9 protein-coding genes are annotated in these 13,741 nt (G+C 70.5%); 5 read left to right on the forward strand and 4 right to left on the reverse strand.

What is annotated here, in order from left to right; all coding sequences use genetic code 11:
- Positions 1 to 99: 99 nt before the first annotated feature.
- The 4 genes from ACH4PY_RS16815 to ACH4PY_RS16830 form a co-directional block, all read right to left on the reverse strand.
- Positions 100 to 3,438 (reverse strand): tetratricopeptide repeat protein, encoded by a 3,339-nt coding sequence (locus ACH4PY_RS16815; RefSeq protein WP_398182297.1) that lies wholly within the window; start codon positions 3,436 to 3,438, stop codon positions 100 to 102.
- A 556-nt stretch (positions 3,439 to 3,994) separates the two neighbouring features.
- Complete coding sequence (locus ACH4PY_RS16820) at positions 3,995 to 5,287, reverse strand: RNA polymerase sigma factor (protein ID WP_398182300.1); 1,293 nt, start codon at positions 5,285 to 5,287, stop codon at positions 3,995 to 3,997.
- Between the two features lie 53 nt (positions 5,288 to 5,340).
- Positions 5,341 to 5,688, reverse strand: a complete 348-nt coding sequence (locus ACH4PY_RS16825; protein ID WP_398183389.1) for a YciI family protein — start codon at positions 5,686 to 5,688, stop codon at positions 5,341 to 5,343.
- A gap of 149 nt (positions 5,689 to 5,837) precedes the next feature.
- Positions 5,838 to 6,407 (reverse strand): Uma2 family endonuclease, encoded by a 570-nt coding sequence (locus ACH4PY_RS16830; protein ID WP_398182303.1) that lies wholly within the window; start codon positions 6,405 to 6,407, stop codon positions 5,838 to 5,840.
- A gap of 301 nt (positions 6,408 to 6,708) precedes the next feature.
- Here ACH4PY_RS16830 and ACH4PY_RS16835 point away from each other — a divergent pair, with 301 nt between their 5' ends.
- The 5 genes from ACH4PY_RS16835 (at position 6,709) to ACH4PY_RS16855 (ending at position 13,727) form a co-directional block, all read left to right on the forward strand.
- Positions 6,709 to 7,254, forward strand: a complete 546-nt coding sequence (locus ACH4PY_RS16835) for a Uma2 family endonuclease (protein ID WP_398182306.1) — start codon at positions 6,709 to 6,711, stop codon at positions 7,252 to 7,254.
- 267 nt (positions 7,255 to 7,521) lie between these two features.
- Positions 7,522 to 8,784 (forward strand): DUF3696 domain-containing protein, encoded by a 1,263-nt coding sequence (locus ACH4PY_RS16840; RefSeq protein ID WP_398182309.1) that lies wholly within the window; start codon positions 7,522 to 7,524, stop codon positions 8,782 to 8,784.
- Entirely contained in the window at positions 8,774 to 9,799 is a 1,026-nt protein-coding gene (locus ACH4PY_RS16845; RefSeq protein ID WP_398182312.1) for a hypothetical protein, read from the forward strand. Before ACH4PY_RS16840 ends, ACH4PY_RS16845 begins: the two co-directional genes overlap by 11 nt.
- Positions 9,800 to 9,801: 2 nt before the next feature.
- Positions 9,802 to 11,475 (forward strand): DUF262 domain-containing protein, encoded by a 1,674-nt coding sequence (locus tag ACH4PY_RS16850; RefSeq protein ID WP_398182315.1) that lies wholly within the window; start codon positions 9,802 to 9,804, stop codon positions 11,473 to 11,475.
- A gap of 221 nt (positions 11,476 to 11,696) precedes the next feature.
- Positions 11,697 to 13,727, forward strand: a complete 2,031-nt coding sequence (locus tag ACH4PY_RS16855) for a thioredoxin domain-containing protein (RefSeq protein ID WP_398182318.1) — start codon at positions 11,697 to 11,699, stop codon at positions 13,725 to 13,727.
- Positions 13,728 to 13,741 lie beyond the last annotated feature (14 nt).

Below are 13,741 nucleotides of genomic sequence, written 5' to 3' on the forward strand. Positions count from 1 at the left end.
AAAAAACGGGTGCCCGGCAGCGCAGCCGTGCCCTGAAAACGCGTGACCGGCGGGGCAGGGCGCGGCCCTGGGAACGCGTGACCGGCGGGGCGGGGAGGGCTAGGCCGGGACGGCCATGATCATGCGGGCCGCGCGGCCCGGGGTCATGGTGAGGCGCCACGCCTCCCAGGGGTCCCCGGGCGCGACGGACCCGCGTTCCAGCAGGAGCGCGTACGTCGCGACGTAGCCGTCCAGGTCCGGGTCCCGCCCCTGGTACGCCTCGCGCGCAGCGAGCCCGTGCAGATCGGCCAGCGCCTGCCGCGTACCCTCCGGGGAGAGCAGCGGGAGGACGGTCGCGCGCAGGAACGCCGCCCAGTCCAGGCCGCGCCGGTCGCCGAGCGAGGCGAAGAGCCCGTGCGCCTCGTCCAGCAGCGTCAGCGCCTCGACGAACCGTTCGTTGCCCGCGTCGATGACCGCCAGCTCCACGCAGCACCACGCCTCACCGTGCTCGACGCCGATCCGGCGGAAGTCCTGCCGGGCGTCCTGGAGGAGCTGCCGGGCGAAGCCGCTGTTGCGCAGGTTGCCGGTACGGGCCGCGCGCTGGTCGCGGGTGACGCGCGCGGAGTTGTGCCGGGCGCACGCCAGCCCGTAGACGTCCCGCATGCGGGAGAACATCGTCCGGGAGCGCTCCAGGGTGCGCAGGGCCGCGTCCGTGTCGCCGTTCTCCTCCAGGGCCAGGCCCAGGTAGTACAGCGACCAGGCCTCGCCGCGGGCGTCCTCGCTGGCCCGGTGCCGCTGCACCGCGGCGTCCAGGTCGGCGGACGCCTCCCGCGCCTCGCCGCGCAGCAGCCGGGCGCGGGCGAGCTGCGTCGTCGTCCAGGCGGTACCGCGCGGGTCGCGGGCCTGCGCGTACGCCTGCCCCGCGGCGCGCAGCTCGCGCTCGCCCCGGTCCAGGCGGCCGAGCAGCAGGTAGACCTGGCCGAGCTGGAGGTGCGCCCACGCCTGGCCCTGCACGCTCTCGTTGGCGCGGTGCAGCTCCAGCGACTCGTGCAGCAGCTCCAGCGCGCCCGCGAGCTGGCCCATGTCGCGCAGCACCGCGGCCAGCGCGTGCATCGTCCAGGCCCGGTCCTCCTCCAGCTCCGGGGTCTGCTGGATCGCCAGCGCCTCGCGCAGCTTCGCCTCGGCCTCGCGCAGGTTGCCCTGGTGGTGCAGGGTGATGCCGAGGCTGTCCAGCGCGCGGGCCGCGCCCGCCGGGTGCTGCGCCTCGAAGTACAGGTCCACCACCGTGCTGAGCGTCGACTTGGCGCGGTCCAGCTCGCCGAGCTGCCGGGCCGCGATGCCGGTGCGCCACTGCACCGAGCGCACCAGCACCGAGCGGTCCTCGTCCTGCCCGTCCCGGGCCGTACGGGCCTGCTGCGCCTGCGCCAGCTCGCTGATCTCGCCCAGCCGGTAGAGGTCGCCGCGCAGCAGGCAGTAGTCGCACAGCGCGCCCAGCAGCGACTGCACCGCCGCCCGGTCGACGCCCTCGGTCTCGCGCAGCGCCGCCGTGATGAAGCTGGACTCCTCGTCCAGCCAGCGCAGCGCCGGTTCCAGCGACGCGAAACCGTGCTGCCCGAAGCGGCCCGCGCGCGTCGAGGTCTTGCCCTCCACCAGCCGCACCACCGTGTTGGCCAGATCGGCGTACGAGATGATCAGCCGCTCGTGCGCAGCCGCCCGCTCCGCCGGATCCTCCTCGTCCTGCAGCCGCGCCGCCGCGAACGCGCGCACCAGGTCGTGCGGGCGGTAGCGGCTGCCGCGCACATGGTCCACGAGCCCGGCCGCCGCCAGCTCGTCCAGCCGCCGGGCCGCCTCCTGGTCGTCGGTGGCCAGCAGCGCGGCGGCCGCCGCCGCGCCGAAACTGGCCCGCCCGGCGAGCGCGAGCCGCCGCAGCAGGCGGCGGTTGGGCTCGGGCTGGTCGTGGTAGCGCAGCGCCAGTATCCGGTCCACCGCCGGCAGCGGACCGAACACCTCGATGTCGTCGGCGAGCCGGTCGTAGCCCTGGTGGTCGGCGAGCGCGGCGCCCGCGATCCGCAGCGCCAGCGGCAGACCCGCGCACAGCGCGCCGATCCGCTCCGCCTGCGCGGGGGCGGGCGCCGCCAGACCCGCGGGCTCGGCCAGCCGCCGCAGCAGCGCGTGCGTGCCCGCGGCCGACAGCGGGCCCACCGCCCGGTGGTGCACCCGCGCGTCCGGCAGGTCCAGCGCGAGCGGCTCACGCGCGGTCACCAGCACCAGGCTCTCCGACCGCTCCGGCACCAGCGCCCGCACCTGGGCCGGGTCCGTGGCGTCGTCCAGCACGATCACCACCGGCACGCCGGTCAGGTGCTGCTGGTACGTCTCGCCGAGCCGGCGCAGATGCTGCTCGTTGTCCTGCCGGTCCTGGCGGTCCTGCCGGTCGCGGAAGAGCAGCTGCTCGCGCGGCGCGCCCAGCCGGTTGAGCAGGTGCAGCAGCGCGTCGCGCGTCGGCAGGGCGGTACGCGACTCGTCCGCGCCGCGCAGATCCACGACGCACGCGCCGCGGAACTGGTCCTTCAACTGCCGTGCGGCGCGCACCGCGAGGGACGTACGGCCGCTGCCCGGATCGCCGTGCAGCACCACCACGGTGGGCTGCACCGCCACTTGGGCGCGCGACTGCTGGACGGCGCGCGTGATGAACGCGAGGTCCTCCTCGCGGCCCGTGAACGGGCCCTCCACGGTGGGAAGCTGCCCGAACGACTGGTCCAGTACGGCCCGGGTGCGGGCCGCGGCACTGCGGTCCGTGCCCGCGCCGCCGGGGCGGCGGCCCTTGGGCAGGTCCGCGGCGGAGCGGGCGAGTTGCACGAGGGGGGTGGCCTTCTTCGCGGCGGGTTTTGCCGCGGGCTGCTCGGGGGCGGGGGGCTCCGGCGTCGGCTGTGGTTCCGTCTCCGCCTCCGCCTCCGCCTCCGCTTCGAGGAAGGGGCGCACACCGCGGCGCTCCAGCGCCGACAGCCACAGCAGGCGCAGCTGCTCCGTGCCGCCGGGCGCGGTCCGCTCGTCGGCCGTCGCCGCGCGCCGGGCCGCCCGGCCGCGCGCCGCCGCCGTCCCCAGCGCGGCCACACCCGCGGCCCCCACCGCTGCGCCGGTCGCCAGCGCGGCGCCCACGGACAGGCCCTGCCCCACGTCCACGCCGAACGCCGTCAGCGCGGCCACGCCGGCGGCCACGCCCCCCGCCGTCCGGCCGCCCGCCCCGGCCGCACCGGCGCGCACGGCGGTGCGCGCTTCGAGGGCGTGCCGGTAGGCCGCGTACTCGCCCGCCGCGGCGCCCGCGATCTCGTCGATCCGCGCCCGCGCGGCCCGCACCTCCGGCGCGGTGTCCGCGGCGCCCAGCTCCGCCGCCACCCGCGCCAACAGCCGCTCGGCTGCGGCGCGGTCGGTCTCCCGCAACGCGATACGTGACTCCGGCACAGCGTCCTCCCCCGGATGATTGGTCGAATGAATTTCGTGCCCGCGCGCGGTGCGCGTCAAGCGCGTGGTTCGGACCTGAATTCGTCCCAAGTCTGTTACGCGGTAACGGAGGAGGGGGTGGACGCTGTTGCGCTCCGGGGCGGCGTGTTGCGGTTCGCCGCGCGACCTTGCGGCGGGTGGGGGCTTGTCGCGCAGTTCCCCGCGCCCCTTGGTTTGCCCGGCGGGGCATCGCGCTTCTCCCTCCGGGGGTGGGTCGGGGGCCGCCACGGGGCACCTCCTCGGAATGCGCGTTCGGCCTCTTGCCGTGTTGGTGAGCCACCGACAGCGCATTCCTGCGGGGGCACCCCGCACCGTCCCCCTCCGGGCCGGAGCAGCGGCTGCCTGCCGGTGGGGGGTGAGGGTTCTCGTTTTCAGCGGCGCGTCGGGGTACCTCCCAGGCGAAGCTTTGGGGGAGAACGGAGCGACCAGCCCCCACCGGGGAAAAGCGAACGGCTACCGCAACAGGCACCTCGCCGCGGGGGAATGTACGCCCCGCCGGGGCCAGGCCGCGGTCTTGCTACCCCTCCCCGGAGGGGAGTTCGGCGGCGCGGCGGAGGAGGAGGGTGCGTTCGGCGGTGTTGCGGGTCAGGGCGGCGGCGCGGGTGAATTCGGCGCGGGCGGCGGCGTGGCGGCCGAGGCGTGCGAGGAGGTCGCCCCGGACACTGGGGAGCAGGTGGTAGCCGTCCAGCGCCCCGCCGGAGGCGACCGCGTCGGCGACGGCGAGCCCCGCGGCGGGCCCTTCCGCCATGCCGACGGCGACCGCCCGGTTGAGCTCGACGACGGGCGAGGGCGCGGCGGCGCCCAGCGCGCGGTAGAGGTCGGCGATACGGGCCCAGTCCGTCTCCTCGGCCCGTACCGCCTGGGCGTGGCACGCGGCGATGGCGGCCTGGAGGGCGTAGGGCCCGGAGGCGCTGCCGCGGGTGCGGGCGGCGCCTTCGGCGCGGGCGAGGGCGGCGAAGCCGCGGTGGACGAGGAGGCGGTCCCAGCGTCTGCGGTCCTGGTCCAGCAGGGTGACGGGGGCGCCGTCGGGGCCGGTGCGGGCGGCGGCCCGGGAGGCCTGGATCTCCAGGAGTGCGGCGAGCCCGTGGACCTCGGGTTCCGCGGGGAGCAGCCCCTGGAGCACGCGGGCCAGCCGCAGGGCGTCCTCGCAGAGGGCGGGCCGCATCCAGTCGTCCCCGGCGGTCGCGGCGTAGCCCTCGTTGAAGATGAGGTAGACGACCTCCAGGACGGAGGCGAGCCGCGCGGCGAGCTCGTCGCCGTACGGCACTTCGAAGGGCACCTGCTCCTTGGCGAGGGTGCGTTTGGCGCGGACGATGCGCTGGGCGACGGTGGGTTCGGCGACGAGGAAGGCGCGGGCGATCTCGTCGGTGGTGAGGCCGCCGAGCAGCCGCAGGGTGAGGGCGAGGCGGGCCTCGCGGGACAGCACGGGGTGGCAGGCGACGAAGACGAGCCGCAGCAGGTCGTCCTCGATGGTGTCGTCGGCGGGTTTGTCGAAGACGGCGGCGCCCTGCGCGATCTCCAGCTCGTGCCCGAGGAGGCGCAGCTTGCGGGCGAAGGCCTCGTTGCGGCGGATGAGGTCGATGCCGCGGCGTTTGGCGGTGGTCATGAGCCAGGCGCCGGGGTTGCGCGGCACCCCCTCGTGCGGCCACTGCTCCAGCGCGGCGACCAGCGCGTCCTGGGCGAGTTCCTCGGCGACGCCTATGTCGTGGACGAGCCGGATGAGGCCCGCGACGAGCCGCGGCGACTCGATCCGCCAGACGGCCTCGACCGCGCGCCGCGCCTGCTGGTCCTGGGCTGCCGTCACGACCACCCATGACAGCAGCCGCGGGGCGCCGGCGCAAAGCCGGCGCCCCGCGCGGGCGGCTACTCGGGCTCCTCCACGAGCCGGACCTCGGCCTCGATCTCCCACTCGTCGCCGTGGATGGCGAGAAAGCGCGAGGCCCACGAGGTGGCCTCCTCCAGCGACTTGGCCTGGATGATCGCGTACCCCCCGATGACCTCCTTGGCCTCGGTGAAGGGCCCGTCCAGCACGGTCTGCTTCCCCTTGACCTGCCGGATCACCGACCCCGGCTCACTCGCCCGCAGCCCCCCGGTGTCGAGCATGACCCCCGCCTTGGCCATGTCCTCCAGCAGCTTCCCCATCTCGTCCATCAGCTCGGGACTCGGCCCCTCGTTCGGTGCCTTGGTGGGGTCGAGCCGCAGCAGCATCATGTAACGCACAGTGTTCTCCCTGAGTCCCGCTCGGTGCTCCGGCCTCCCGGCCGGGGGGCGCTCTCCCGCACCCTCACCAGTGCGTCGAACGGGGCCCGGCCGATTCGACACGACGGGAGAAACTTTTTCGGACCCGTGCCCGGACCGGGTCAGCCCAGGTTCGTGAGGTCGATGTCCACGGTGAAGGGGACTGCCGCCTTGACCGTGCCGGTGAAGATCTCGCCTTCCCGGGAGGCGTCGCTCGCCCGGTCCAGCAGGTAGGTGTACACCAGCGGCACCGCGCCCGCGGACTGCTCGATGCGCCAGTAGAAGGGGACGCCCGCGCGGGCGTACTGCTGGAGCTTGACCACCCGGGCGGTGGTCTCCGAACCCGGGGAGACGACCTCGACCAGCAGCAGCACGTGCTCCGGCCGGGTCGGGGCGATGTCGATGGTGTCCGCCCGGTTGACCACGACGTCGGGGCGGCGGTTGATCAGCGGTACGTCCTGGAGGCGGACGTCGAAGCCCGTGTCCGCGCTCCACTCGGTGCCGCCCGCCGTGTCGAGGGCGTTGGCGAGGATGCGGGCGAGGCGGTTGTACCACTTGGACGCGCTCGGGCTCACGACGACGATTCCGTCCACGACCTCGATACCGGCGCACTGCTCGGGCGACCAGGAGTCGTACTGCTCGGCGGTCACCAGCTCGTGCATCCATGCCGGCGTGATCATCTCCGCGCTCACGGCGTACCTCCTCCGTCGCCGAGCGGGCCCCTGCTCTCCGGATCTGCCTACGGGACGTGGGGTGGCAACACCGGGCAGCAGGGGCGGCGCCCCGGCGGAGGAGGACTGCGCGCTTGGCGGCGTCACGGGTCAGGGCGGTAGCCCTGGCGAATTCGGCGCGGGTAGCGGATACGTCGGCGCCGGGAATCCCCACCGCGCTGCCGCCGCCCGCCAGCACGACGCCCTCGGTCGTCACTCTTGTTGCAGACCCAGTACGGGATCGTGGCCCCCTATCCTGGGAGAGGACAGGAAGGAACCGTTGATGAGCGTCGACGCGGTCATGCACACCGAGTTCCCCGCTGGGCACGTGGTCTTCTTCGGTACGGAGGGGAAGGTGGTCATGACTCCGCAGAGCTTTGAGCACTCCAGCACGATCAAATCGATGCAGATCGACTCGCTCTCGCTCGGCCGGCATGCGAAGACCGCCTCCGACGTGTACCTCGACTTCCCGGCTGACGAGAACTCGGCCCCGGACTTCGCGATCCTGCGGGAGGACGCTCAGCGGCAGGGCAAGCGCTACGGCTTCGAGGACGTGCTGCTGATCGCCGAGGTGGTGTCGGTTTCCTCCGCCCGCAAGGACTACGACGACTGCACTGCGAAGTACGGCCGCTACGGCATCCCGGTTTACATGGTGGTGGACCCGTACGCCGCGGAGGTCGTCGTCCACACCCGGCCGACCGGCTCCGGCTACATCGCAGCGCACACGCACAAGTACGGCTCGGGCAAGCTGCCCATCGAGCTGGCCGACGGGCGGACCTACACCCTCGACCTGGATGAGCTGCCCCGGCCCGAGGCGGACGCCCGCTGATCGCACCGGCCGGTTCACGAGGGTATGCCGAACCGTCTCGTGCACGCGATCTCGCTCGCACACGCGTGGCCGTGGTGTGTTCGCTGCTGGAGTGGCACGGCCACATCGTGCAGGAGATCGACGGCGCGAACGACCACCGAGCCGTTGGGTATCTCCGGGGTGTGAAGACCCGGCTACAGAGCTTCCACCGTCTGAGAGTATTGCCGGAGCGGTGTACACCGAGGTCGCGCGGCCTCGCCAGACAGGATTGACTGAACGGGAGCCCAGATGTCGTTGGAATGGTTCTCGCTGGAGAATTACCGCTGCTTCAAAGAGCGGCAGCAGGTGGAGCTCGGAAAAATCACCGTGGTGCTGGGACAGAATAACTCCGGTAAGAGCGCGGTAGTGCGAGCGCTCCCGCTCTTGTCCACCGGCATCCGCGGCGATTCCCCGTCTCCTCTGGACTTGGACGCCCTCCACGGCTTCACTCCCTCGTTCACCGATCTGATTCATGGCTCGTCGCCCCATGGGCGCATTCACATGGGGGCATCGTTCGGCATCGATAGCGGAACGGTTATCAGCGCTACCGCCGAAGTCCAGAACATCGCCAACCAGGGAATTCAGCTGGTTTCCTCGTTGGAGATCTCCTCCGGCTCGGAGACCACGAACCTCACCTGGATCCCCAGTAGCGATGCTTATTCTTCAGAGAAGCGAGAGTATTTCGTCGAGGGGCGGGAGGAAAGGGTTGGTTTCCGCGGCCTGCTGCCCGATTCGACGGATTGGGCGGATTCCGTCGGCGGCGTTCACGGAGTCACCAGGAGGATTCGAAAAGAGTTTGACGAGATCCGGTACCTGGGTCCGTTCAGAAAGAGTCCAGAGCGTTTCTTCCGATCGCCGACCAGAGCGTCGGGAAGTGTCGGCTATCGGGGCGAGCGGGCGCTGGGTATGCTCGCCACGGACGAGATGCACGGGCGTGGTCGGATCGGTCGTGAGTTCAATGCCCTGCTGGCAAAAATCCTGCCCGGGTGGCGCCTCGAAGTGACCGATGTCGGCTCGGGAATGTACGTCCCCAAGCTGCGTTCCCTGCGCGACACCGATCTGGTTGTCCACATCGATGACGTGGGCACTGGGGTGGTCCAGTTCCTCCCGATCGTGGTCCAGCGTGCCGTGGACCGGGTGGAGCCGCCCGCGAAACCCGTGATCGAAATTGTGGAGGAACCTGAACTCCACCTCCATCCGTCGGCGCACGCCGCGATCGCCGATCTCTACGTCGACGCCGTGCGCCAGTCGCAAGTGCGATTCCTGGTGGAAACACATAGTGAGAACTTCCTCCTCAGGCTACGTCGGCGGATTGCGGAGCGGAAACTGACGCCGGAGGACGTGAAGATCTACTTCGTTGAGCAGGTCGAGGGATCCGCTTCCTTGCGAAAGATCGAAGTAGACACCCTGGGCAACCTCGACTACTGGCCGAGAGGAGTCTTCTCGGAGGACTTCGAGGAAGTTCGCGCCATCGCGGACGCGCAGGCTGAACGGACCAACGATGCGCGTTGAGATTCCGGTCGATCTGTTGAAGGATCACCAGGGTGACGAGAACGCGGAGCTCATACTGAAGCTGATCGCGTTCTTCCGGGAGGCACGACACGAGTGGGTGATCTCCCCGCGTGATGTGGGCGCCGTCCATGCGTTCTTCCTGCGGCACGTCCCGACCTTGGCTCAGATCTACCTGCTGCTCGCACAGAAGGCGAGCATGACCCAGGCTTGGGCGCCGCATGGTGGTACTGCAGGCATGGTCAGAGTGGCTGGCGAGACGCTGGCGGATGACATCCGCGACCTGGAGCGGCCGGCCGTGCTGGTGTTGGAGAACGCGATCTACGACTGGCAAATGATCGAGGCACTTGCACGCCTGATGGGTTGTCAGGACGTCGTCGACGCCAAGGAGGGCAGTCGCCTCGGCGTTTTCAACGGAGGCGGCAAGGACGGCGCGACCTGGCACGCCGTCGACCAGGCTGCGAAGTTCTCCAGGACCAAGCGCGTGGTCCTGATCATCGACAGCGACAGCTTCCACCCGGCTGACCGGACCGGTAACCATGAGAAGGCCGATGCTGCGGCCCGCAAAGGCGTTCATTCTCACGTCCTCAGCTTCCGGGAGATGGAGAATTACATTCCCAACCGGGTTCTCGCACGACAGCCAAAGAAAGCTGTCGGGATGCCTTCTATGGCCAAGCGCCTGGAGTCCCTCAAAACACTCTCATCAGACCAGCGCGCCCACTTCGACATGAAGCACGGATTCAAGGGTAAGCCGCAGAAGAGCGCTGACCGAAAAGGGCGCCACTCCGGGCAGCCGGGGACGACTTACTTCGTCCCACTACGCCACGGTGGTCTGTATGACGGGGTGGCGGAGCAGGATCTCATCGCCCTCCAGGAGGGCTTCGGCACGGATTTGCCGGGCCTGTTTCTGCAAGAGGTGATGCGCGGCGGAATATCGGGTCGGGACCTGGATGCGCTGGGTTCCGGCGTGACACAGGAGCTGCGATCAATGTTTGAAAAGATTCGAGGCGTGATCTAAGCATGGGAGACATTGAGATGGTCAAGGATATCTCAGTGGTGCCGGAGGTCCACTTCTTGGAGGAGGTGCTGGAGCGGATTTCCCGGGGCGAGCTGCGGGTGCCGAAGTTCCAGCGCCCATTCCTGTGGCGCCCCGACCAGATGCTGCAGCTCTTCGACAGTATGGAGCGCGGCTATCCGATGGGAAGCCTGCTCATCTGGGAGACCACCATGCCGCTCGCGAGCCTCGACGTTATTGGTGGGCGCAGCATCCCGCCGGCGCCGGAGGGAGCGAAAGTCGCCTATGTGCTAGATGGCCATCAGCGGCTCTCGACGCTCTTCGGGGTCCTCCATCGCTCGGCCGACGCCCCGCAGTCAGCGCAGCAAGAGGACTGGATGTGGTGGGTCTACCGGCCGCTCGGCCGGTCGGACCACGATGGCGTGCGCTACCGCCACTGGAAGAGCGGCGAGACGACGCCCGGAAATTTCCTCCCCATGAGATCCGTGCTTGGGACCCTGGACTTTCTCGAATACGCGCGAAAGCTGTCCGATGTCTCAGACTCCCGGGAAGAGGCGGACAGCCTCACCAATGAGAGCGAGCGCATCGCGAAGCGGGTGAAGAACTACAAGGTCTCCGTGGTGAAAATGGAGGGTGGCACTCTCCGGCAGGCTATTGAGGTCTTCTCCAGGATCAACAGCAGCGGCCAGAAGATGCGCCCCGACCAGATGGTCTCCGCCCTGACCTACGAAGTCACCGGGCCGGAGACGCTCAGCGACAAAATGGAGGAAATTAGGGAGCGTGTCGCTGCCTCGGGATTCGGGGAGATCCCGATCATGACGATCTTCCAGACGGTCCTCGCGCTCTCCGGTGAGGAGGATGTGCAGCGGGACACCTCCTGGGAGACGATGGCCCGCAAGGTGCAGGGCCAGCTCACTACCGCAGTGGAGGACGCCGACCGGATCCTGCAGGAGGTAGTCGAGTTTCTTCGGGACGAGGTCCGGGTTCCGCTGGCCCGCCTGGTCCCCTATAACATTCAGATCATGCTACTCGCGGTCTTCTTCCACTTCTCCGGAAACGCGGACGCAGAGCAGCGGGACAAACTCCGGAACTGGTTCTGGACCACGTCGCTGGCGGGCACCTTCGCCGGGGCCACCACCACTCAGGTCCGTAATTCCATCCAGCAGATGAAGGCATTTGCTCAGGGAGAGAGCGGGCTCAGCTTCTCAGGCGAGCGGGCTCGCGCCTTTCCTGCGCGCTTCGACCTGCGCAGCGCACGGGTGCGTGCCTACCTCCTCTGGGACCTGCAGACATTCCCGGAGCGGAAGAACCTCGACGGCAGTATCGCCAACGTGCTGGAACAGTTGGCGACGGCACACACCGAGACCTACCGGCACATCATCACCCAGAGTGGGGTACCGGGGGCGTCCAGTCCCGCCAACCGGATCGTCATGACGACGCCGCCCGGTGTGTCGATCAGGCAGGCGCTTATCAGGCTCGCGGAGGAGGGGCGGACCGACATCCTCGACTCACACGGAGTCAGTCTCGCATCCATCGAGCATCTCAAGGCCGACGACTACACCGGCTTCATCATTACGCACCAGCGTGAGGTGGCTGCGCGGGAGAGGCAGTTTATCGAGAGCCTGGGAATCGAGTCGGCCGACAAGGAATTTGGGGAAGCTGACATCGACACCGAGTGACGAGCAGTGATTCCAGGTTTGTACAGCCTCGAAGGCGCAATGTGGCTTGCCGGTGTGGATTCGCCGCCCATGCAGGATTTCGTTGCACACCGTATCTCCGGTAGGGCTTTGGTGATCCGATCCTCATGCCGGGCAGCGGTGTAATGAGTGCACATCGGTTGAGCGAGTGGCGGCATGCGGGTTCAGCTGTCGGGGGTGGGTCTCTGTGAGAGGGTGTGCGCGTGAATCGACTCGGGGATGCCACGTCGCCCTATCTGTTGCAGCATGCCGACAACCCGGTGGACTGGTGGCCGTGGGGGGCGGAGGCGTTCGGGGAGGCGCGGCGGCGGGGGGTGCCGGTGCTGCTCAGTGTGGGGTATTCGGCGTGCCACTGGTGTCATGTGATGGCGCACGAGTCGTTCGAGGACGAGGCGACCGCGGCGTATCTCAACGAGCACTTCGTGTCCGTCAAGGTCGACCGGGAGGAGCGGCCGGACGTCGACGCGGTGTACATGGAGGCGGTGCAGGCGGCCACCGGGCAGGGTGGGTGGCCGATGACGGTGTTTCTGACGGCGGAGGGGGAGCCGTTCTACTTCGGGACGTACTTCCCGCCGAAGCCGCGGCAGGGGATGCCGTCGTTCATGGAGGTGCTGCGCGGGGTGGTGGCGGCGTGGCGGGACCGGCGGGAGGAGGTCGCGGACGTCGCCGGGCGGATCGTGCGGGACCTCGCGGACCGGGGGCCGGTGTACGACGCGCAGGCGCTGCCCGGTGAGGGGGAGATGGGGGCCGCGCTGCTGGGACTGACGCGGGAGTACGACGCGCGGCGGGGCGGGTTCGGCGGGGCACCGAAGTTCCCGCCGTCGATGGCGCTGGAGTTCCTGCTGCGGCACCACGCGCGCACCGGCGCGGAGGGCGCGCTGCAGATGGCCCGGGACACGTGCGAGGCGATGGCCCGCGGCGGTATCTACGACCAGCTCGGCGGCGGCTTCGCGCGCTACAGCGTGGACCGGGAGTGGGTTGTGCCCCATTTCGAGAAAATGTTGTACGATAACGCCCTTCTCGCGCGGGTTTACGCGCATTTGTGGCGGGCCACCGGTTCGGACCTGGCCCGGCGGATCGCGCTGGAGACCGCGGACTTCATCGTCGGCGAACTCGCCACGGACGAGGGCGGTTTCGCCTCCGCGCTGGACGCCGACAGCGACGACGGCAGCGGCCGGCACGCCGAAGGTGCCTACTACGTCTGGACGCCCGAGCAGCTCGCGGCCGAACTCGGCGAGGCGGACGGGAAGTTCGCCGCCGACTACTTCGGCGTCACCGAGGAGGGCACCTTCGAGGAGGGTGCCTCCGTGCTGCAGCTCCCGCAGGGCGGCGGGGTCGTGGACGCCGGCCGGGTGGCCTCCGTACGCGAGCGGCTGCTCGCGGCGCGGGCCCTGCGGCCGCGGCCGGGGCGGGACGACAAGGTCGTCGCCGCCTGGAACGGCCTGGCCATCGCCGCGCTCGCCGAGACCGGCGCGTACTTCGACCGCACCGACCTGGTGCAGGCGGCAGTGGACGCGGCCGACCTGCTGGTGCGCGTGCACATGGACGGCCGCGGGCGGCTCACCCGCACGTCGCGGGACGGCGTCGCGGGCGCCAACGACGGGGTGCTGGAGGACTACGCGGACGTCGCCGAGGGCTTCCTCGCGCTCGCCTCGGTGACCGGCGAGGGCGTCTGGCTGGACTTCGCCGGGCTGCTCCTGGACTCCGTGCTGCACCACTTCACCGGCGACGACGGCACCCTCTACGACACCGCCGACGACGCCGAGGCGCTCATCCGCCGCCCGCAGGACCCCACCGACAACGCGACGCCCTCCGGCTGGACCGCCGCGGCCGGGGCGCTGCTGTCGTACGCCGCGCACACCGGTGCGGAGCCGCACCGCGGTGCGGCCGAGCGGGCGCTCGGCGTGGTCGGCGCGCTCGCGGGGCGCGCGCCGCGCTTCATCGGCTGGGGGCTGGCCGTCGCGGAGGCCGCGCTCGACGGGCCGCGCGAGGTCGCCGTCGTGGGCGACACCGGCGACCCGCTCACCGCCGAACTGCACCGCACCGCGCTGCTCGCGGCGGCGCCGGGCGCGGTGGTGGCCGTCGGCGAGGAGGGCGCCGGGGAGTTCCCGCTGCTCTACCGCCGTGCCACCCGGGCGGGGCGCGCCGCCGCGTACGTCTGCCGCAACTTCGTGTGCGACGCGCCCACGTCCGACCCGCGCACCCTCCGCAGCCAGCTCCGCCCCGGAGGGTAGGGCCCGGGCGCCGG

Origin of the sequence: Streptomyces sp. NPDC021224, assembly GCF_044332905.1 — a bacterium.
GTDB lineage: Bacteria > Actinomycetota > Actinomycetes > Streptomycetales > Streptomycetaceae > Actinacidiphila.

Excerpts from the sequence above, each read along its gene's own strand:
- ACH4PY_RS16825 (WP_398183389.1), bottom strand. The coding sequence starts at position 5,688 with ATGATGCTGCTGCGGCTCGACCCCACCAAGGCACCGAACGAGGGGCCG.
- ACH4PY_RS16835 (WP_398182306.1), top strand. The coding sequence starts at position 6,709 with ATGAGCGTCGACGCGGTCATGCACACCGAGTTCCCCGCTGGGCACGTG.
- ACH4PY_RS16840 (WP_398182309.1), top strand. The coding sequence starts at position 7,522 with ATGTCGTTGGAATGGTTCTCGCTGGAGAATTACCGCTGCTTCAAAGAG.
- ACH4PY_RS16845 (WP_398182312.1), top strand. The coding sequence starts at position 8,774 with ATGCGCGTTGAGATTCCGGTCGATCTGTTGAAGGATCACCAGGGTGAC.
- ACH4PY_RS16850 (WP_398182315.1), top strand. The coding sequence starts at position 9,802 with ATGGGAGACATTGAGATGGTCAAGGATATCTCAGTGGTGCCGGAGGTC.